The organism is Roseovarius salincola, from assembly GCF_026891095.1.
Lineage (GTDB): Bacteria > Pseudomonadota > Alphaproteobacteria > Rhodobacterales > Rhodobacteraceae > Roseovarius > Roseovarius salincola.
This window is the reverse complement of record NZ_JAPTNL010000009.1, coordinates 81360-101192: the sequence shown is the minus strand read 5'-3', so window position 1 is coordinate 101192 and position 19833 is coordinate 81360. Positions and strand designations below refer to the sequence as shown.

Annotated in this window: 24 protein-coding genes and 1 tRNA gene; 6 read left to right on the top strand and 19 right to left on the bottom strand. The window is 62.9% G+C overall.

From position 1 onward, the window contains the following. Positions 1–91: 91 nt before the first annotated feature. On the top strand, positions 92–742 hold the full coding sequence (gene aat, locus N5A93_RS11475) for a leucyl/phenylalanyl-tRNA--protein transferase (protein WP_268955234.1): 651 nt from the start codon (positions 92–94) through the stop codon (positions 740–742). Here the strand turns inward: aat and N5A93_RS11470 are convergent. The 18 genes from N5A93_RS11470 to N5A93_RS11385 form a co-directional block, all read right to left on the bottom strand. Beyond that, entirely contained in the window at positions 706–1080 is a 375-nt protein-coding gene (locus N5A93_RS11470; protein WP_268955233.1) for a DUF2155 domain-containing protein, read from the bottom strand. The two genes, aat and N5A93_RS11470, sit on opposite strands and share 37 nt — an antisense overlap. After that, positions 1077–1535 carry an outer membrane lipid asymmetry maintenance protein MlaD gene (gene mlaD, locus N5A93_RS11465; protein ID WP_268955232.1) on the bottom strand — a complete coding sequence of 153 codons (459 nt, stop codon included), beginning with the start codon at positions 1533–1535 and terminating at the stop codon, positions 1077–1079. The genes N5A93_RS11470 and mlaD overlap by 4 nt, the downstream gene beginning before the upstream one ends. A 13-nt stretch (positions 1536–1548) precedes the next feature. Beyond that, positions 1549–1932, bottom strand: a complete 384-nt coding sequence (locus N5A93_RS11460) for an NADH:ubiquinone oxidoreductase subunit NDUFA12 (protein ID WP_268955231.1) — start codon at positions 1930–1932, stop codon at positions 1549–1551. 104 nt (positions 1933–2036) lie between these two features. Beyond that, positions 2037–2576: a GNAT family N-acetyltransferase gene (locus N5A93_RS11455; protein WP_268955230.1), complete on the bottom strand. Its 540-nt coding sequence runs from the start codon at positions 2574–2576 to the stop codon at positions 2037–2039. Between the two features lie 142 nt (positions 2577–2718). Further along, positions 2719–3981, bottom strand: a complete 1263-nt coding sequence (gene clpX, locus N5A93_RS11450) for an ATP-dependent Clp protease ATP-binding subunit ClpX (protein WP_268955229.1) — start codon at positions 3979–3981, stop codon at positions 2719–2721. A 144-nt stretch (positions 3982–4125) separates the two neighbouring features. Beyond that, positions 4126–4758: an ATP-dependent Clp protease proteolytic subunit gene (locus tag N5A93_RS11445; protein ID WP_268955228.1), complete on the bottom strand. Its 633-nt coding sequence runs from the start codon at positions 4756–4758 to the stop codon at positions 4126–4128. 199 nt (positions 4759–4957) lie between these two features. Further along, positions 4958–6220: an NAD(P)/FAD-dependent oxidoreductase gene (locus tag N5A93_RS11440; protein ID WP_268955227.1), complete on the bottom strand. Its 1263-nt coding sequence runs from the start codon at positions 6218–6220 to the stop codon at positions 4958–4960. A 37-nt stretch (positions 6221–6257) separates the two neighbouring features. Continuing rightward, positions 6258–6926 (bottom strand): c-type cytochrome, encoded by a 669-nt coding sequence (locus N5A93_RS11435; RefSeq protein ID WP_268955226.1) that lies wholly within the window; start codon positions 6924–6926, stop codon positions 6258–6260. Between the two features lie 25 nt (positions 6927–6951). After that, entirely contained in the window at positions 6952–7545 is a 594-nt protein-coding gene (locus tag N5A93_RS11430; protein WP_268955225.1) for a thioredoxin family protein, read from the bottom strand. A gap of 101 nt (positions 7546–7646) precedes the next feature. Then, positions 7647–8870, bottom strand: coding sequence for a c-type cytochrome (locus N5A93_RS11425; protein WP_268955224.1), 1224 nt, complete (start codon positions 8868–8870; stop codon positions 7647–7649). Beyond that, positions 8854–10137, bottom strand: coding sequence for a sulfite dehydrogenase (gene soxC, locus N5A93_RS11420; RefSeq protein ID WP_268955222.1), 1284 nt, complete (start codon positions 10135–10137; stop codon positions 8854–8856). Before soxC ends, N5A93_RS11425 begins: the two co-directional genes overlap by 17 nt. Before the next feature lie 96 nt (positions 10138–10233). Further along, positions 10234–11931 carry a thiosulfohydrolase SoxB gene (soxB, locus tag N5A93_RS11415; protein WP_268955220.1) on the bottom strand — a complete coding sequence of 566 codons (1698 nt, stop codon included), beginning with the start codon at positions 11929–11931 and terminating at the stop codon, positions 10234–10236. A gap of 142 nt (positions 11932–12073) precedes the next feature. After that, complete coding sequence (gene soxA / locus N5A93_RS11410; protein WP_268955219.1) at positions 12074–12928, bottom strand: sulfur oxidation c-type cytochrome SoxA; 855 nt, start codon at positions 12926–12928, stop codon at positions 12074–12076. Positions 12929–13000: 72 nt separating this feature from the next. Beyond that, a complete protein-coding gene (soxZ, locus tag N5A93_RS11405) occupies positions 13001–13330 on the bottom strand; it encodes a thiosulfate oxidation carrier complex protein SoxZ (protein ID WP_268955218.1) in 330 nt (109 codons plus the stop codon). Positions 13331–13350: 20 nt separating this feature from the next. After that, positions 13351–13770 carry a thiosulfate oxidation carrier protein SoxY gene (gene soxY / locus N5A93_RS11400; RefSeq protein WP_268955217.1) on the bottom strand — a complete coding sequence of 140 codons (420 nt, stop codon included), beginning with the start codon at positions 13768–13770 and terminating at the stop codon, positions 13351–13353. Positions 13771–13798: 28 nt separating this feature from the next. After that, entirely contained in the window at positions 13799–14278 is a 480-nt protein-coding gene (gene soxX / locus N5A93_RS11395; RefSeq protein WP_268955216.1) for a sulfur oxidation c-type cytochrome SoxX, read from the bottom strand. A gap of 133 nt (positions 14279–14411) precedes the next feature. After that, on the bottom strand, positions 14412–14993 hold the full coding sequence (locus tag N5A93_RS11390) for a thioredoxin family protein (protein WP_268955215.1): 582 nt from the start codon (positions 14991–14993) through the stop codon (positions 14412–14414). A gap of 27 nt (positions 14994–15020) precedes the next feature. Beyond that, the gene (locus tag N5A93_RS11385) at positions 15021–15758 is read right to left on the bottom strand and encodes a cytochrome c biogenesis CcdA family protein (RefSeq protein ID WP_268955214.1); all 738 of its coding nucleotides are present in this window, start codon (positions 15756–15758) and stop codon (positions 15021–15023) included. Between the two features lie 72 nt (positions 15759–15830). Here N5A93_RS11385 and N5A93_RS11380 point away from each other — a divergent pair, with 72 nt between their 5' ends. From N5A93_RS11380 to N5A93_RS11360, 5 genes are all read left to right on the top strand, one after another. Next, positions 15831–16211, top strand: coding sequence for a thioredoxin family protein (locus N5A93_RS11380; protein ID WP_268955213.1), 381 nt, complete (start codon positions 15831–15833; stop codon positions 16209–16211). Positions 16212–16277: 66 nt separating this feature from the next. Continuing rightward, positions 16278–16631 (top strand): ArsR/SmtB family transcription factor, encoded by a 354-nt coding sequence (locus N5A93_RS11375; RefSeq protein WP_268955212.1) that lies wholly within the window; start codon positions 16278–16280, stop codon positions 16629–16631. A 32-nt stretch (positions 16632–16663) separates the two neighbouring features. Next, complete coding sequence (locus tag N5A93_RS11370) at positions 16664–17719, top strand: YeeE/YedE family protein (RefSeq protein ID WP_268955211.1); 1056 nt, start codon at positions 16664–16666, stop codon at positions 17717–17719. An 81-nt stretch (positions 17720–17800) separates the two neighbouring features. Next, positions 17801–19210 (top strand): pyridoxal phosphate-dependent decarboxylase family protein, encoded by a 1410-nt coding sequence (locus N5A93_RS11365; protein WP_268955210.1) that lies wholly within the window; start codon positions 17801–17803, stop codon positions 19208–19210. A gap of 126 nt (positions 19211–19336) precedes the next feature. Continuing rightward, a complete protein-coding gene (locus tag N5A93_RS11360; protein ID WP_268955209.1) occupies positions 19337–19690 on the top strand; it encodes a hypothetical protein in 354 nt (117 codons plus the stop codon). Between the two features lie 52 nt (positions 19691–19742). On the opposite strand, the gene N5A93_RS11355 is transcribed toward N5A93_RS11360, so the two are convergent. Continuing rightward, positions 19743–19829: transfer RNA gene (locus tag N5A93_RS11355), tRNA-Leu, on the bottom strand. Between the last annotated feature and the right edge of the window lie 4 nt (positions 19830–19833).

Here is a 19833-nt window from a genome sequence, read left to right as displayed (position 1 = left end):
CGCCGTGATGCTCTTGCCGGTCTAACACCGCAAAGGGTAGTGAAGGATTAACGCCACCCCCGCCGCCAACGCAGAAACGCCGCGAATTCTCATGAGTGAAACGATCCCCCCGCTAACCCCCGACCTCCTGCTTCAGGCTTATGGTGCCGGGGTGTTCCCGATGTCCGAGCATCGCGACGACCCGGAAATCTTCTGGGTCGACCCGCATCACCGCGGGATTCTGCCGCTCGGTGGAATTCACGTCTCGCGCTCGCTGGCGCGCCGGATGCGGCGCGGCGACTACGGGGTAACGCTGGATACGGATTTCGCGGGTGTGCTCGACGCCTGCGCCGACCGCGCCGAAACCTGGATCAACGCCGAAATCCGCCGGCTCTATCTGGCGCTGCACCGGATGGGGCATGCGCATTCGCTCGAGATATGGCAGGAGGGCGATCTGGCGGGCGGGGTTTACGGCGTGGTGCTGGGCAGTGCGTTCTTTGGCGAAAGCATGTTCTCGCGGCGCACGGACGCCTCGAAACTGGCGCTGGTTCACCTCTGCGATCACCTGCGCCGCTGTGGTTTCACCCTTTTTGACACGCAGTTCATCACGCCGCACCTGGCCTCGATGGGCGCGATTGAAATCACCCGCGCCCAGTATCGCGCGCATCTGCGCCACGCCCTTTCGCAGCCTGCCTCGATCCTCGGGGAACGGCTATGTGGCGACCCCTACTCGGTCCTGCAACGCAGCACCCAGACATCATAGCGCGCGTGCTCCATCGCGTTGAGCGCCGGCGACGTGGCGATCATCCAACCCTCGAAGATCGGCGTATCGCTATTGGGATCCTGCACCTCAAGAAAGGCAAAGGCGTCCGCTGCGGCGTCTTCTGACGGGTAGCGGCATTCATGCAGCGTAACCTCCAGCTTGCCCAACGACCCGGATTCCCCCGCGGCCAGCGTCAGATCGACCGATGTTCCGTTGATCTTGTCAAGACCGCGCAGCACCGCGCCTGTTCCGACCGACACGTCCTGCGCCTGCTGCTGCGCCGCCAACCCCGTCGGCAGGATCAGCATGAGGCCAAGGATGGCCGCGCGCAGGCTCATTCCGCCGTGCCCTCGTCGTCGCCGGTGACGAATTTCATCAGCAGCGACACAAGGCTTACCGAACTCTGGGTGAATTCGATCTCATCCCCAGGTTCGAAATAGAACGGCGAGCCACCGGGCAGGATCTCGACGTAATTGCCCCCCAAAAGCCCCTCGGAGCTGACCGCAACCGCACTGTCATCGGGCACCTCGATGCCTTCGGTCACGGTGAATTCCGTCATCGCGCGATAGGTGGCCGGGTCCAGCGCAATGGCGGTCACGCGACCCACCTTGACGCCCGCCATGCGCACATCGGTGCCCACATCGACACCGTCGGCGCTGCGGAAACTGGCGCTCAGCGCATACTCGCTCTGCCCGCTCGAAAACCCGGTGACCTGCCCGGCATAGACCAGAAACCCGATGGCGGCGGCCAGAACGGCCCCGCCGACGATCACTTCCGTAGTACTTTCCGACATATCAAACGCGCCCTTATTCCGGCGTCCACGCCTCGTAATCGCGCCGCTCCACCGGTTGGGCGCGGCGGATCGACCCCGCCGGGGCATAGGCCAGCGCCGTGCCCGTCAGGTTTTCCTCATGCGGCTTTTCCCAAGGCTTGTGCGCCAGCGGCGTTTCCGAGGGCGGCTCGTCATAGGTCCGGTGCAGCCAGCCATGCCAGTCGGCGCCGATCCGGCTGGCCTCGGCCTCGCCATTGAATATGACCCAGCGCCGGTCGCCCTCGCGCGAGCGGTAAAAGATGTTGCCCTGTTCGTCCTCGCCCACCTTCACGCCCTTGCGCCACGTATAGAACTGGGTATTGAGCGTCTGCCCGTTCCACCAAGTGACCGCACGCAGAAGGGTGTTGAGAATGCCCATGGGAACCTCCGATAAGTTGCCCCCTGATATGGCGCAATTGGCGGCAAAGGTCCAGTAGGCGATGCATGCGTGCGCCACGAATGCGCTGCGCCCAGGCGCAAGGCTTACCAGTAATCGCGATTGTCGAAGGCAGCGACGCATGTCGCCCGCCCCGCCATCGGCTCAAGCCCCCGGTCATTCAGCGATTGCGCCTGCCAGCCCTCCGGCTGGCTGAGCGGCAGCGGAGCCGGCACCACCTCCTGCGATACCGGCTGAAACCCTGTCCGGGCATAATAGGCTGGGTCGCCATAGGTCACCGCCACGTCCACGCCGCGACCGCGCAGCACGTCGATGCCATGCGATATCAGTGCCTGCCCGATCCCCTGGCCTTGCCACACGGTCGCCACCGCGACCGGCGCCATCAGGAACACCTCGCGCGGCTCGCCGTCGAATGTCAGACGCGTTAACATGATGCAGCCCGTGATCGCCCCGTCGCGCCAGGCCGATAGGACGAGGATGTCCTGCGGCGGGGTCCGGTCCAGCAGCGTCTCTGCCAACTGGCCGATTGCGCGCCCCTCCTCTGGGCCTTCGGACTCCGAAAACGCGCTGGTAAAAAGCCCGATGATGGCGGTGCGCTCATCCTTGAAACCGGTGCGAATCCGCATGCCCGTCTCCCTTGCCATAGAGGCCATGATGAATGGCCCGCCCCCCGGAATGCAAAAAACCTGCCGCGGGATCCGCGACAGGCTCAGGCCGTTTGTCTGTGGCGGCAGGGCGCGAACAGGCCGCGCCAGCCCTGCGAAAGGCTCAGCCCGCCGAGGCGCCTTCCTTCTTCTGGTCGGCATAGATGATCAGCGGCGCGGCGTCCGAATTCACGGCCTCTTCATTGACCACCACTTCTTCGACACCTTCCATGCCCGGCAGTTCGAACATCGTGTTCAGAAGGATATCCTCAAGGATGGAACGCAGCCCGCGCGCGCCGGTCTTGCGCGCGATGGCGCGCTTGGCGATCGCTTTCAGCGCCTCATCGGTAAAGGTCAGCTGCGAGTCCTCCAGCTCGAACAGGCGCTGGTATTGTTTGATCAGCGCGTTCTTGGGCTCTGTGAGGATGGTGACAAGCGCATCCTCGTCCAGATCCTCCAGCGTCGCGATGACCGGCAGACGGCCGACGAATTCCGGAATCAGGCCGAATTTCAACAGATCCTCGGGTTCGAGATCCTTGAACACCTCGCCGGTGTTGCGCGCATCCACGTCGCGCACATCGGCGCCAAAGCCCATGGCGCTGCCCTTGCCGCGCTGCGAGATGATCCGGTCAAGCCCGGCGAATGCGCCACCGCAGATGAACAGGATATTGGTCGTGTCGACCTGCAGGAATTCCTGCTGGGGATGCTTGCGCCCGCCTTGCGGCGGCACGGCGGCGACGGTGCCTTCCATCAGCTTCAGCAGTGCCTGCTGCACGCCCTCGCCCGACACGTCGCGCGTGATCGACGGGTTCTCGGATTTGCGGGTGATCTTGTCGACCTCGTCGATATAGACGATGCCGCGCTGCGCGCGCTCGACATTGTATTCGCTCGATTGCAGCAGCTTGAGGATGATGTTCTCGACATCCTCGCCCACATAGCCCGCCTCGGTCAGCGTGGTGGCGTCGGCCATGGTAAAGGGCACATCCAGAATCCGCGCCAGTGTCTGCGCCAGCAGAGTCTTGCCGCAGCCCGTCGGACCGATCAGCAGGATGTTGGATTTCTGCAGCTCGATATCGCTCTTGCCCGAGTGATTGAGCCGCTTGTAGTGGTTATGCACCGCGACAGACAGCACCCGCTTGGCCATCGCCTGACCGATCACGTAATCGTCCAGAACCTCGCAGATTTCCTGTGGCGTCGGCACGCCCTCGCTGGATTTCAGCCCCGCGCTCTTGGTTTCCTCGCGGATGATGTCCATGCACAGTTCGACGCATTCGTCGCAGATGAACACCGTGGGGCCAGCGATCAGCTTGCGCACCTCGTGCTGGCTTTTGCCGCAGAAGCTGCAATAGAGGGTGTTTTTGCTGTCGCCGCCAGAGTTATTCGACATTGCGTACCTTTCGGGCTGTGCCCAGCAGTTTCCCGCCCCCTCGGGGGCGGTCTCTTGATCCCTTCCACGCCAGCTTAAGACAGGTGGTGGTGCTCCACAATGTCAAAATGGCTGGCGATCGCCTGCATCTCAAAGGGCGGGCGATCAGCTGCTCTCGTCCTCGGTCTTGACCCGGTTTTCGACGATTTCATCTATCAGACCCCAGGCTTTCGCCTCCTCGGGGGACATGAAATTGTCGCGCTCCAGCGCATCCTCGACCTTCTTGAGGGTCTGACCTGTATGGCGCACATAGATCTGATTCAACCGCTTCTTGAGCTTCAGCGTCTCTTCGGCGTGGATCATGATATCCGTCGCCTGGCCTTGGTAGCCGCCCGAGGGCTGGTGCACCATGATTCGGCTGTTGGGCAACGAGAAGCGCATGCCCTTTTCACCTGCCGTCAGCAGAAGCGAACCCATCGAGGCCGCCTGCCCGATCACCAGCGTGCTGACCTTGGGCTTGATATATTGCATCGTGTCATAGATCGACAGTCCGCTCGTCACCACCCCGCCGGGGCTGTTGATATACATGCTGATCTCTTTGGACGGATTTTCCGCCTCCAGATGCAAGAGCTGTGCCACGATCAGGCTGGACATGCCGTCATGCACCGGCCCGTTGACGAAGATGATCCGCTCCTTGAGCAGGCGCGAGAAGATGTCATAGGCCCGTTCACCCCGGCTGGTCTGTTCGACCACCATGGGCACAAGCGTATTCATGAAGGTTTCGTGAGGGTCTGTCATATCTGCCTGCCTGTGAGAATGTTTCGATCTTTACCGCTCAGGTGCTAACGGAGTCTTAGTCTCGCGCCCCAGACGCTGCAAGGGGAAGCGCCATTGTTTTGCGTGCCGCGACGGCGGATGGCGCATTGCGCGGCGCCATGCAAAAGCCCCCGGCATCGCTGCCGGGGGCTTGGTGTCGCTCGCGAATGCCGCTCGGCGATCAGCCGAACATGTCCTCGGTGATCCCCGCATACCAGCCAAGGCTTTCCTCATAGGTCGCCTTGCGCAGGGCCGCGTCCTCTCCGGTCTGACTGATGAAGCCGTCCACCTTCGAGATTTTCTCCTCGGTCGCCTCGTAAGAGGCGCCGACCTTGACCCCGTCATCGGTGTCGATGAGGCTCCAGCAGGTGTTCGAGAACTTCGCCGGGAACACCTTGGACCCAAGCAGCGCCCCGCGCACCGCCATGGCCGCGACCTTGGCCTGGCTGTTGGCCGAGTAACCGGATTTGGGCATGTCACCCTGGCTGGTCGCGTCGCCCAGGACATGGATGTTCTCGTCCATGCGCGATTGCATCGTCGCGGGCACAACGGGTGCCCAGTTGCCCTCGGTGATACCGGCCATGTCGCAGATGCGCCCGGCCTTCTGCGCCGGGATCACATTGCAGACATCGACCTTTTCCACAACGCCGTCGATATCCAGCGTCATCTCGTCGGGATTGACGCTGACATTGCCGCCGCCGAAATCCGGACCGATGCGCTCGATCATGCCGCTGTAATGCTTCTGCCAGCCCTCCTCGAACAGCGCCTGCTTCGAGAATTTCTCCTTGGGGTCGGCGATCAGGATCTTGGCACTCGGATTGATCTCCTTCAGCAGGTGCGCGACCATGCTGATCCGCTCATACGGTCCCGGCGGGCAGCGAAACGGGTTGGGCGGGGCGACCATGGCATAAAGCCCGCCCTCCGGCATCGCCTCGATCTGCGCCTTCAGCAGTTCGCTCTGGCTTCCGGCCTTGTAGGCATGGGGCATCTTGTTCTGCGCCGCGACGCTCCAGCCCGGCACGGCATCATCGACAAAGTCGATGCCGGGGCTCAGGATCAGCCGGTCATAGGGCAGCACCGCGCCCCCCGCCAGCGTCACGGTCCTGGCGTCGCGGTCAATGCCCACGGCCCAGTCATGCACGACATTGACGCCATAGTCGCTGGCCAGCGTGCCATAGCTGTGCCCGATCGAGCTCAGCTCGCGGACCCCCCCGATATAGAGATTCGAGAAGAAACAGGTGTAATAAGCGCGTGTGGGCTCCACCAGCGTCACATCGATCGCGCCATCGCTGTCCTTCGCAAGGTAGCGCGCCGCCGTGGCGCCGCCTGCGCCACCGCCCACGACCACCACACGCGGCTTGCCCTGCGCACCCAGCATGGGTGCCGACAGCATCGCCGCCGCCGCAGCGCCAGTGCCGATAAAGGCTCGTCTGTTCAAGGTCATTAGAATCTCCTCCCAGTTTACGACCGGTCAGCCCGGTCTAGTCGATACTTTCAAAATATGCCGCCAGCGCGGCGATCTCTTCAGCCGACAGCCGCCCGGCCATCATCTGCATCACCGGGTGCGGGCGCAACTTGCGCTTATAGGCGTGCATGGCGACAACGAAGTCCTCCTCGGGCCAGTTCGTGATCGACGGGATACCCTCGTCATTGCCGTCCTCCTGGTGGCAGGTCTTGCATTCGCTCGAAAGATATTCACCGTATTCCGCATCCCCCACCAGCGCCAGCACCTCGGGGGCAAGTTCCACCTCTCTCGGGCGCGCCGTCGGATCGGCCTCGGGGATGTTCTGCGGGTTGTCCGAAAACCGGCGCAGATAGGCCAGGATATCGGCGCGCTCCTGGGGGTCCTCCAATCCGTCAAAGCTCATCCGCGTTGCGCTGACCAGCGCCTTGGGGTTCTCGATATAGGCATCGAGCTTGTCCAGATGCCACACCAGCCCATCTGCCCCGGCCCGCCGCAAGCCCTCGGAATAGCGGTAGCCTTCGGCGACCGAGGCCGCCTTGCGCCCGAAAATCCCGTTGAGATGCGGGCCAATGCCATTCTCGGCACCTTTTCCGACCTCGTGACAGCCCGAACACATGCCGAACAGCTCCTCGCCTTCTTCGGGATCGCCGATCGCCTCGGCCCCGACCGGCGCGCTGCTTATCATCACAACGGCCAAAGCGGCCGCGATCCTACCATACATCCGGATCAATACCCTTCTCCTCCAACTCGGCGAACTTGTCCTGCAGGTAGCGCTGGAACGGCTGCTTCCGATATTCGCCCGACTCGACATATTCCAGCGACGACAGATAGTGGAACGGCTTGAGATATCCCGGCAGGCGGAACGTCTCGGCGGCGCGCGCATCCCCGGCCCCGGCATGGGCGGCGGCGAACAGGATCGTCGTGGGCGTGTAGTTCACGCCCCATTTCTGCGCCAGCGCGCACTCCTCCAGCGCCTCGCCGTCGAAATCGACCACCTCGCGCGCACCCCAGAGGTCCAGCTGCACCACATCGAAATGCTGCCGGATGTAATCGGTGATCTCGGTGCGGGCGAAATTGACCTCGTGCATCTCGCGGCAATAGGGGCAACCCTTCTGCTCGACCAGCACCATGAGATGACGGTCCCGCTCGGCGGCATCTGCCAGATCGTCGGGCAATTCCAGGAAACTGTCCATGAACCAGGGCTGCTTGTGCAGCCCGTCATCGCCCAGTTCGGCGGCAAAGGCACAGGGCGCGGTGACAGCACTTGCCGCCAGCGTGCTCAGCAATGTTCGGCGTGTAATCATGGTGCCCTCCTCCCAAAGGTTCATCACCAGTGTACGCCAGCCTGCCCCTCGAGGGCAAAGACAACAGGGCCGGCACATGGCCGGCCCCGTTCACCTTCCCGCTATTGCGAGAAGGACTTCAGATATTCGATCACCGCGTCAATGTCCTCGTCCTTGCGCAGACCGTTGAAGGACATCTTGGTGCCTTTGACATAGCCGCGCGGATCCTCGAGGAATGCAGCCAGGTTCTCTTCGGACCAGACCATGCCCTCTTCGCCCATGCCTTCAAGCGTCTTGGAATAGCGGAAACCGTCGATGGCGCCCATGGGATGCCCGACAATACCGTTCAGCTGCGGCCCGACGCGGTTCGTGGCACCCTCGCCGACCTGGTGACAGGCCTTGCACTGCCTGAAGACGCCCTCACCCTTTTCGACCAATGCCATATCAAGTGCGGCAGGCTCGGCGGCCTCGGGTTCAGCCGCGGCTTCGCTTTCGGCCGCGGGCTCCTCGGTCTCGGTCATCGCCTCGATCTGCTCGTCGGCACTGGTGTCGGCGTTCGCCTCTTCCATCGCTTCGGCGGCGTCTGCCTCGGCCTGTTCATCGGGTGTCACATCCAGAATGGTGGCGTGCATGGTGATCTCGACACTGTCCTTGCAGTTCTCCATGCAGGGTTCTTCGCTGAAGCGCCCATATTCCGTTTCGGGGCGGTCATCCACGATGAACCCGTCGGCATTGGGCATCTCGACCTCAAGGAAATTATCCTTGGTCAGGACGAAATCATCATCCACCAGGTAGTTGGAATAAAGGATATAAGCCACGATCGCATAGGTCTCGTCCGCGCTCAGCGTCTGCGCCGCCCCGAACGGCATCGAGCGATGCACGTAATCCCAGGCAGTCGACAGGTAGGGCCAATAGGAACCAACCGTCTTCACCGGGTCTTCGTCGGCCAGGGTGTCGTCACCCCCGGCCAGCGAGGGCCAGTTGTCCACACCCTCGGCGAAATCGCCGTGGCACACGGCGCAGTAATCGACGAACAGCTCCTCGCCATCCATGACCGACCCCGAACCTTCGGGCAGGCCCGAACCGTCAGGGCGCACATCCACGTCCCAGGCCGCGATCTCCTCGGGCAGCGCTTCGCGCCCGAGTCCGATGCGCTTGGCGTCGGCCGCCTCCTGCGCGCGGGCTGCGGCGATGAACATCATGTCGGGCGATACCGACTCCGCCGACAGGCGCGGCGCATCCAGCGGCATCGGTGCGATACTGCGGTCGGCGAAATTATAGGCCCCGGTCATCAGCGCCGCCGAAGCGACCCCCAGAGCAGTGTAAAGCTTAAGAGACTTCGACATTCTCTGCCTCCCCATTCTCCTTGACCCACCAGGTCTGGATGCAGTTGTTGTGGTAGATCGAGTTCTCGCCACGGACCTCGCGCAGCGCGTCCTTGGTGGGCTGGACATAGCCCGTCTCGTCATGCGCGCGCGACTGAAGCAGCATCTCGCTGCCGTCCCAGTCGATTTCCAGGTAGAACCGCGTCAGCGCCTTGGTCTGGCCTTCCATGGCCAGTCGCGCCTGCTGCCAGTTCATGCCGCCATCGGTGGAGACATCGACACGGGTGATCTTGCCCTGGCCAGACCATGCAAGCCCGGTAATGACCAATGGGCCGGGGCCATGCGTGATCGGCGATTGCGGGCTGGGGCTGGTGACGACCGATTTGGCATCCATCACCCAGGTCCATTTGCGGCTGGTGCCGTCTTCCAGCGTGTCGGTGTATTTGCTGGTTTCCTCGCGGCTTTCCACGGGGCCGTCCATCACCTCGATGCGGCGCAGCCACTTGACCCACATGTTGCCTTCCCAGCCCGGCACGACCAGGCGCACGGGATAGCCATGTTCCTTGCGCAGCGCCTCGCCATTGGCCTTGAAGGCGACCAGAACGTCGTCCAGCGCCTTGTCCATCGGGATCGAACGCCCGTTCGAGGACGCATCCGCGCCTTCGACATAAACCCACTTGTCCGACAGGTCGCCCGTGGTCTCCATGCCCGCCTCGGTCAGAAGCGTGCGTAGCGAAACGCCGGAATATTCCATGTTGTGGATCATGCCATGGGTAAACTGCGCGCCATTGAGCTGCGCGCCCGCCCATTCCATGCCGGTATTGGCGGCGCATTCGCAGAAATAGACGTGGTTCTCGCGCGGGAAACGTTCAAGATCGGCGTAGGTGAAGATCATCGGCTTGTCGACAAGCCCGTTGATCATCAGCCGGTAATCTTCCTTCTTCAGCTCGATCGCGCCCGAATGGTGGCGCTCGAAGGCGCAGCCCTGCGGGGTGATCGTGCCGTCAAGCGCGTGGATCGGCGTGAAGTTGATCGAACTGATCGTATCCGCGGTCAGCCATTCCACGTTGCGCCGGATCACGTCGCTTTCATACTGGATCGGCATGCCATAGGGCGTGGCGTCCACGCCCTCGCCCAGGCCGCTGGCCCATTCCTGAACCTCGGTGATCAGCGGATCGGGCTCGGCGGCGCGCGCCATCCCGGCGCCGGCCACGGCCCCGCCCGCCGCCACCGCGCCCTTCAGGAACGCGCGGCGCGATGCACCCTTCTTTTCGTTATCGGCTGTCATCTGTCCAAAGCCTCCTCTTACAACATCATATTCATCTATATGCATTTGTCGGATAGATGAAGATGAAATCTCCTGTCAGTCAGGTGGCGGCCCTGTTCAGAGGCCGCTGACCTTCACACTCGTGTTCGGTTCAAGGGAAACGGTTCCCTGCTTGCGGATATGGTTTTCCACCACGTCCCAGATCTGCGGCCCTTCGGTGCCCTCGTTGACGCTGGCCCAACCGGCCACGGCATAGTTGCGCGACGGGTCGATCGCCTCGCCGGTGCTCAGCAATGTCATGTCGCTGATCCGCTCGCCCTGGGGCTTGGAGATGTCGATCGCATAGGCCATGCCGCCAATCCGCACCATGTCGCCACCCTGCTGATAATAGGGATCAGGGTTGAAGATGTTGTCGGCCACGTCCTCCAGAATCACCTTGATGAATTCGCCCGTCATCTCGCTGCGATAGGCTTCGCCATAGCTCATCGAGGTGACGTTCCAGATATCCTCGCGGGTGATGTCGTCGCCGGGGATCAGGCTCGGCCCCCAGCGCACGCCGGGGCTCATGGCGATTTCGGCATCGCGTTCGCTCAACAGCGCGTCGCAGATCAGGTCATCCCACGATCCGTTGAAATTGCCGCGACGGTAAAGCAGGCTGTCGGTCTGGCCGATCACCTCGCTCAGTTCGCTGGCAAAGGGCGCGCGCTGCTCTTCGATCAGCGCCGCGACATCCGCGTCTGATTCGATCACGTCGCTGAAGATCGGGATCAGCTTGTGGCGGAACCCCATCATCTGCCCGTCGCGCACATCAAGATCGACACGGCTCACGAACTTGCCGTTCGATCCGCTGGCGATCAGGATCGTCTCGCCCACCAGCACCGGTTCGGGCAGCGCATCATGGGTGTGACCGGTCAGGATCACGTCGATTCCCTTGACGATGCCGGCCATCTTCTTGTCCACGTCAAAGCCGTTATGACTCAGACAGACCACCAGTTCCGCGCCCTTCGCGCGCACTTCGTCGACCATCTTCTGCATGTGCGAATCGCGAATGCCGAAGCTGTAATCGGGGAACATCCAGCCGGGGTTGGCGATCGGCATATAGGGGAAGGCCTGGCCGATCACGGCGATCTTCACGCCGCCGCGCTCATAGAATTCATAGGGCTTGAACTCCGCTGCGGGCTCATCCCACTCGGCATCGAAAATGTTCTGCCCCATCGCATCGAACGGCAGCCCTTCGACCAGCTCGCGCATCCGGTCCTGACCCAGGGTGAATTCCCAGTGAAAGGTCATCGCGTCGGGCTTGAGGGCATTCATCACGTTGACCATGTCCTGGCCCTCGGTGTGATGACAGGTATAGGAACCATGCCATGTGTCGCCGCCATCCAGCAGCAGCGCATCCGGGCGCGCCGCACGGATCGCCTTGACCACGGTGGCCACGCGGTCCAGCCCGCCGACCCGGCCATATTCCTTCGCCAGCGCCGAGAAATCGTTATAGGTCAGCGCGTAGTGGCTGGGGCTGCCATCCTCGATGCCATAGAGCTTGCGGAAATCCGCGCCGGTGACATGGGGCACCTCGCCCTTGTTGGCGCCGACGCCGATATTGATCTCCGGCTCGCGGAAATAGATCGGCTTCATCTGCGCGTGAATGTCGGTGATATGGATCAGGCTGACATTGCCGAAGGTTTCGAATTCCAGCAACTGATCCTGGGTCAGCGCCTGCTGCGCGGCCAGCTTCGCCCAGTTGCCAAAGCCCGATGCACCGTAAAGCGCCGAGGCCGCCATGCTGACCTGAAGAAAATCGCGACGAGAGATCATGTCTGGCTCCGAGTGGTTAGAGTTCTGCCGCTCCGCGCCCTTGGCGCAGGAGCCGGTTCTGAGGCCACGCGGCCTCGGGTTTCGATGTCATGCAGGCAGCGGGGCGGCCGGGGCGGTTTTCGCCGCCCCGGCCGGGATCGTATCAGTTACGCACCGAGGGGCCTTCGACCGACAAGCCATTGCCACGGCTGGCGACGTAAAGCTCCAGCGCCACGAACTCGTCGCTGCCCGGATCGAAGGTATGCGCGCGGGTATCGCGGATGCAGCCCTTGAAGCGGCCATGCGCCGTGTTCAGCTTGGCGTTTTTCAGGCGGTAGGTCGGGAAACCGTTGATCTGCCCCTGGCTCAGGTGGTCGGCGCGGATCATGTTGCCGTAATTGTCCTCGTGACAATTGGCGCAGCTCAGTTCCAGCTGACCGTAACGGGTGTAATAGATTTCCTTGCCCTTTTCCCACATTTCCTGGGCGGGACCGTCGATCGCCACATCCACCGGCATGCCGCGCGACTGCAGCGCGATCAGGGCTTCCATGTTCGCCATCTCTCCGCTGGTGTAGCCATAAGGCTCGGCACCCATGTTGTTTTCGCGGCAATCGTTGATCTGCATGGCGACGGTCTGCACCTCGCCAGCCTCCTCGTCCCACTTGGGATAGACGGCGCGCACACCTTTCATGCTGGACGGATCCTCGTGGCAGGTCGCGCAGGAATTGCCCTCAGAGCCTTCGACCGCGTTCCACTGGTCGATGCCCGCATCGACGAAGATCATGCCGGGATTGTCGAAATCGTCCATCTCCAGCGCCTGGGTCTCGTCCGAGCGGAAATGCCAACCGGACATGATCTGGTCCATGTTGGCCTCTTCCATATGCGCGGGCAGTGGCGCCTTGGTGGTCATCTCCAGCTCGCCGTTGATGACCAGATTGTCATCGTCCGGGTCCGCTGCGACCGCGCCCGGCATTGCCAGCATCAGGGCTGCCACGGCTGTCATTGCATTGAATTTCATGCGTTCCTCCCTTTGGCGGCCCTGCCATTCCCCCTCGGAGGTCCGGCAGGGCACCATTATAATTATATTCGATCAGCCAACCGAGACCGATTTCGTGTCTTCGTAAACCGACCCGTCATCATCATACCAGGTGAACTGGAAGTCACCGGCTTCGGGCACCGTGGCCTCGAACTCGAAATACGGATTGGTCGAGATCGCAGGCTCCATCTTGACGTCCACGACGCTCTCGCCGTTGAACTCGCAGGTGAAGCGGTTGATGATCGAGCGCGGGATGACGTTGCCGTCACTGTCCTTGCGCTGACCGGATTCCATCTTGTGGCTGATCAGGGTCTTGATGACCACAACCTCGCCGGCATCGGCCGACTTGGGCGCCTTCACGCGGGGGCGTACACCTTCTGCCATAGTTCTCTACTCCTTCTCGCTCAGCCGCCGCAGCCGCCGATGGTTACCTTGACGTTCTTCTGCGCCTTGGCAAAGCTGCCGTCGGCCATCTTGGCGACGGCGATCACGTCCTGCGTGCCGGCCAGGCGGATACGGGTCTTTGCGCTCTGCGCCCCGGCCAGCGGGCCGAAGTTGAACGTCGCCACACCCGGTGTCGGGTTGCCTGCGGCAAGCACCATGATCGCGCTCGCGCCTTCGGCACCCACTTCGATCGGCACGGTATTGCCGTTCTCGGCGATCTCAGGTGCCTCCAGATCGACGCCGCCATCGCTCACGTCGGCACCGCCGGTGAACTCGGCGATCGCGTCATCCACGGCCGAGGCCATGGCGGGCATCGGCAGCGTCACCACCGCAGCGGTGGCGGCACCAATGACCAGGGTTTCGCGTCTTGTGAAATCCATCTTCATCTCCTTGATAAACGTGACCCGGTCACTGTTCCTTCTGGGTCATCAGAAAAGCGACCACATCTTCGATTTGCTCTGCACTCAACAGGGGATCCAGCGCGCCTTCAGGCGCCTTTCCGGTGAATGCATTACCCGGCCGGGTGAACCCGTCGACCTTGTAATAGGCTGGCATCATCGTGCCGGGATAGGTGTGCTTGGCATTGGCGACGATGCCGCGGATCTCCGCCTCGTTCCAGCGGTCGCCCACCCCGTTCAGGGACGGTCCGATATTGCCATGGAAGGCCGCATCGGAAAGCGCATCGATCTGGTGGCATGAAATGCAATTGCCGGCCGATTTGGTCTTCATCACCAGCGCACCCTTGTCCGGATCGCCCGGCTGGCCGGTCAGCGATTCGCTGACCGCGCCGTAATCGTCGAACTGCACGTCGCCCGGTGCCGCCGATTCAGCGTATGCCGAGCCGGCCGCAACCAGCGCCGCCGCCAGAATTGTCGTTGAAAGCTTCATGTTTCCTCCCATGGCTACCATGTTCTGAGTTTCGATAGCTCGGTATACAGTAGGCCACCAGCTACGGGCGACGCAACAACAAATTCACGTTCGTGAATTTCTTGGCGGCCCGCGCCGGTCGCATGGCTTCTCTTCAGTCCTGTTTGCTCTGGCGTTCCTGAATGCGGCGGGCGTGGTATCTCTGGAAATCCTCCCCGTTTTCCAACGCGTAACGCTTCTCGTTGACCCAGGTATACATATCCAGCGTCGTGCCCTCCTTGAACGCGCCTGGCATGATGGCGACCGCCGCATCCTTGGCGGAAACCCCCTCCTCCGCCGCCTCGGGCAGGAAGATCGCCGTCGGCGTGAACAGAATCCCCCATTTGCGCAGCATGTCCTTTTCGGGCATCGATTCCCCGTCCAGATCGGTGACCTCGCGGTCGCCATGCAGGTTGATCTGCACCACGAAGAAATTCTCGGAAACATACTGCGCGATGTCCGGCTGCGGATACACTTCTTCATGCATCATCTTGCAATAGATGCAGCCGCGCTGCTCGATCATCAGCGCCAGGCGCTTGCCCTCGGCATTGGCCTCGGCCAGGTCCTCTCGCAGATCAAGGAACGTCTCGCGCATCCAGGGCGCCTTGTGCAGCCCGTCATCGCCGATATTGGCGGCCAGCCCCGGCATGCTCATCGCCGCCAGCCCCAGCAGGAACGCCGCTATAAACTGTCTCATGTCTTTCCTCCCTCGAATTGAACGGCCCTAGCCCAGCGACTGGAAACTCGGGAACCACTCGATCATCATATTGGCGATGACATTCACCGCATTGGTGGCGATCAGCACCGCGAAAAGGATCAGCATCACGCCCATGGCCTTTTCCACATGGGCCATGTATTTGCGTTTGCTCTGCATCCAGCTCAGGAACGGGCGCGCGAACAGCGCCGCCACGATGAACGGCGCGGTCATCGCCAGCCCGTAGACCATCAGCAGCAACGCCCCTTCGCTCACGCTGCCCATGCCGCTTGCGACCATCAGGATCGCCGCCAGCGCCGGGCCGACGCAGGGCGTCCAGCCGAACCCGAAGGCCAGCCCCATCACATAGGCGCCCAGCACCGTGGTCGGCTCGGCCGTGCTTTCGACACGCGCTTCGCGATACAGCAGCGGAATGCGCAGCACCCCAAGGAAATGCAGCCCGAACACGAACAGGATCGCCGCCGCCACATAGCTCAGCGGCTGGCGCCACTGGGCAAAGGCCTGCCCCAGCGCCGTCGCCCCCATGCCCAGCAGCACGAAGATCGTGGTGACGCCCAGCGCAAAGAACACCGCCGAGATCACCAGACGCTTCTGCGCCCCCGGCGCGATCGCGCCATCGCTGCGCAGCTCGTTCATCGACAGACCCGCCATGTAGCAAAGATAGAAGGGAACCATCGGCAGGATGCATGGCGTGAAAAACGACAACAATCCCGCAAGAGCCGCGCCCGCATAGGAAATATCGAGCATTCGCGAAGCTCCTTGTGAAAATGACATATTCAAATTAGGTTGTATGAACACCCAACGTCAATTGGTTATCTGATGATCTCTCGTCTTCTCGTCGGCTTCTTTGCCCCGCTCTGGATCGCCATTGCCCCGGCCGCGCATGCGGTTGAACTCATCATGGTCGAACAAGCGGGCTGCCACTATTGCATTCAGTGGAAGGACGAAATCGGCCCGGTCTATCCCAAGACCGAGGTCGGCGCCTATGCGCCGCTGCGCATGATCTCGATCTCGCAGTCCCCGCCCGAGGGTGTCGATTTCGCGCGCCCGGTGCTGTTCACGCCGACATTCATATTGGTTGACGAGGATCGCGAACTCGCCCGGATCGAGGGCTATCCCGGCGAGGATTTCTTCTGGGGCCTGCTCGAAAAGCTTCTCACCGAACACACGGATTTTGCACAGCCCGCGAAAACGAACTAAACACTGCGCCAACAAGAACCCGATGCGAACCGGGAGCAATGGCCGATGGGGACGGAAACCTGAACGATGGCACTTCCTGTTTTTGACTCTTCGCTCAGCGAAGCCGAAATGGACCAGATGGTCGAGAACGCCACCAACGCCTCGAACTTCCTCAAGGCGATCAGCCACGAGGGGCGGCTCATGATTCTGTGTCACCTGGTATCGGGCGAGAAATCCGTGACCGAACTCGAAGAACTGCTCTCGGTGCGACAGGCGGCGGTGTCCCAGCAATTGTCGCGCCTGCGGCTCGAAGGGCTGGTGGTGCCGCGCCGCGAGGGCAAGACGATCTATTACCGGCTCGCCGACAATCGTCCGCGCCGTGTACTTGAACTCGTCTATGAGCTATTCTGCGTCGAGGAGACCGAGGCAGCCCGCGCCTGAGGCGCGGCTACCCAGGCGGGAGGATCGCGGAAATGCCTGAACTTCTGGGCGATAACGGCCTGGTGGCCCTGATCGGGCTGGCATCGGGCATATTCCTGGGCCTCGCAGCGCGGCTCGGGCGATTCTGCACCATGGGCGCGATCGAGGACATGCTTTATGGCGGCTCCTCTCTCAGGATGCGGATGTGGATCCTGGCGATCGGCGTCGCGGTCATGAGCACCTTCGCTCTCAGCGCCGCGGGCATGATGGCGCTTGAACGCTCCTATTACCTGTCGATCCGCTGGATGCCGCTGGCCTCGGTCCTGGGCGGGCTGATGTTCGGCTACGGCATGGCGCTGGCGGGCAATTGCGGCTATGGCTGCATCGCCCGGCTGGGGGGCGGGGATTTCCGCGCCTTCGTGATCGTGCTGGTGATGGGCGTGTCGGCCTATGTCATGCTTTACGGGCCGCTGGCTTACCTGCGCAACTGGGCCTTCATGCAAGAGGACGTGACCGGCATGCCACCCGGAATCGTGCATTTCCTCTCGGCGCAAAGCGGGCTGGGCATCGCGCCGCTGGGCATCACGATCGGCGCGCTGATCACGCTGGGCGCGCTGGCCTCGCGCGAATTGTTGACGGCGCCCCAGTCGATCTTCTGGGCCTGCGTCGTGGGGCTTGCGATCACCTCGGGCTGGGCGGGCAGCTATTGGGTCGCGACCACCGGCTTCACCGCCATGCCGGTCGTTTCGCACAGCTTCTCGGCCCCGGTCGGGGAAACGCTGCTCTATTTCATGACCGCCTCGGCGCGCGCGCCCTCCTTCGCTGTGGGCTCGGTCGCGGGCGTCGCCACCGGCGCCTTCATCGGCTCGCTGATGAAGGGGCATTTCCGCTGGGAAGCCTGCGAAGACCCGCGCGAGCTGCGCCGCCAGATGACCGGCGCGGCGATCATGGGCGCGGGCGCGGTGCTGGCCCTGGGCTGCACCGTCGGTCAGGGGCTTTCGGCCTTTTCGGTGCTCAGCTTCTCGGCGCCGGTCACATTCCTCGCGATCATCGCCGGGGCCGCGCTCGGGCTGCGCCAGCTGATCACCGGCTTCCAACCCGCCGAATGACGCGATCCGCGCGCCGCGCGCCCCTTGCAATCCGCGCCATTCCGGGCAAACCCTTGGCCAAACCCCGAGGGACGCCCGATCATGCCGCCGAAAACACCGCCCGTTGATGACCCGTTCGCCATTCCCGCCGACACATTGGGCATGGACCCGGCCGAAATGCGCCGCCTTGGCCACAAGGTGGTCGATATGGTCGTCGACCGGCTGGAACGGCGCAACAACGAGCCGGTGATCGTCACCGGCAGCGCCCCCGCGCTGGCCGACCGCCTTGGCGGGCCGCTCCCCGAAGCCCCGCAAGACCCCGACGCCTCGCTTGAACTGATGGCCGAGATCGCCTTTGGCCACATGCAACACGGCGACCACCCGCGCTATTTCGCCCGCGTGCCCGGCCCCGCCGCCTTTGCCTCCACCCTTGGCGAATGGATGGGCACCGGCTTCAACGCGATCAACTCCAGCTGGGGCGGCGCATCAGGCCCCGCCACCGTGGAAACCACCGTCTGTTCCTGGGTCGCCGAGATGCTGGGCCTGCCCGCCCATAGCGAAGGCGTGCTGCTCTCGGGCGGCTCGATGGCGAATTTCACCGGCTTTTGCGTCGCCCGCGCCGAGATCGGTGCCGGTGTCGCCTACCTGACCGACCAGACCCACGCCTCGCTGCCGCGCAACCTGCGCCAGATGGGGCTTGATGAACGGCAGATCCGCATCCTTCCCTCGGATGACGGGCTGCGCATGTGCCCCGACAGCCTCGCCGCCGCCATCGCTGCGGATATCGCCGCCGGTCAGCGCCCGATGATGGTCGTCGCCACCGCCGGCAGCACCAATACCGGCGCCACCGACCCGCTTGATGCCATCGCAGATCTCTGCGCCGCGCATGGGCTCTGGCTGCATGTGGACGGGGCCTACGGCGCGCCCGCCGCCATCACCGAACAGGGCCGCGCCACGCTCTCGGGGCTGTCTCGCGCCGATTCGGTCGTGCTCGACCCGCATAAATGGTTCTTCCAGCCCTATGACATGGGGCTTTGCCTCGTGACGCGCCCCGGCGCTCTGGAACGCTGCTTCGCCATGAACCCCGAATACCTGCGCGACGTGCAGGCCACCTCCGGCGAGGTGAATTACGGCAACCGCTCGCTGGAACTGACCCGGCGCGCGCGCGCGATGAAGCTCTGGATGTCGCTGCGCACCTATGGCGCATCCGCCTTCCGCGATGCCGTCCAGCGCGGTATCGAACTGGCGGAATTCACCGAATCCCACCTGCGCAGCCAGCCCGGCACCTGGGACATCGTCACGCCCGCGCAGCTCGGCATCGTCTGCTTCGCGCTCAAGGGGTCCGACGCCGCCGACCACGCCGCCCGCGCCGCGCGCGTGTCGCAATCGGGCTTCGCCACGCTTTCGTCGACCATGCTCAAGGATCGCTCGGCGCTCAGGCTCTGCACCATCAACCCGCTCACCACCCAAGACGACATCACCCGCACGCTCGACATGCTTGCCGACGGCTGACAGCACGCCGCCGCCCTCTGTGCGCCACCGCGTGTCCGGCTTGCGGCGCGCTGCTGATCCCGGCGCTTTGGAATTCACACGTCATGGTATAGTATCACCTGCGTAAATACGTTTCTGGAGTGTGTCATGGCAACCTTCGCCCGCGCCGCAGCCGGGGCCGTTCTCGGCCTGTCCCTGGGTGCTCTTCTGAACTGGCCCACTGCCGCAGCCGCCTGCAATGACAGCAAAGGCGATACCTGGCATCGCGAATGCGTGAAGGTGACATGGGAGAAGCCCGGCGGCTGGCGCCTGCGCAATATCTGCAACACAAAGCTTGAACTGGTCTGGTGCGTCAGAGGTGCGGATCATGCGCCCTGCAAACCCCGGCCCTGGTGGTGGGGTGCCCAATGGTCGGCGTCACCGGGCAAGACCTGGTATGTACCGGCGCGTGGCGGGACTGAAATCGAATACAACGCCTGCCACTATCACCACTGGAAATAAGTGACCCCGAACCGATCGGCACCCTTTTCGGGCAGGATGTCAACTTGGAGATTGGTGCGGTCGAGAAGACTCGAACTTCCACGGGTGTTACCCCACAGCGACCTCAACGCTGCGCGTCTACCAATTCCGCCACGACCGCACAT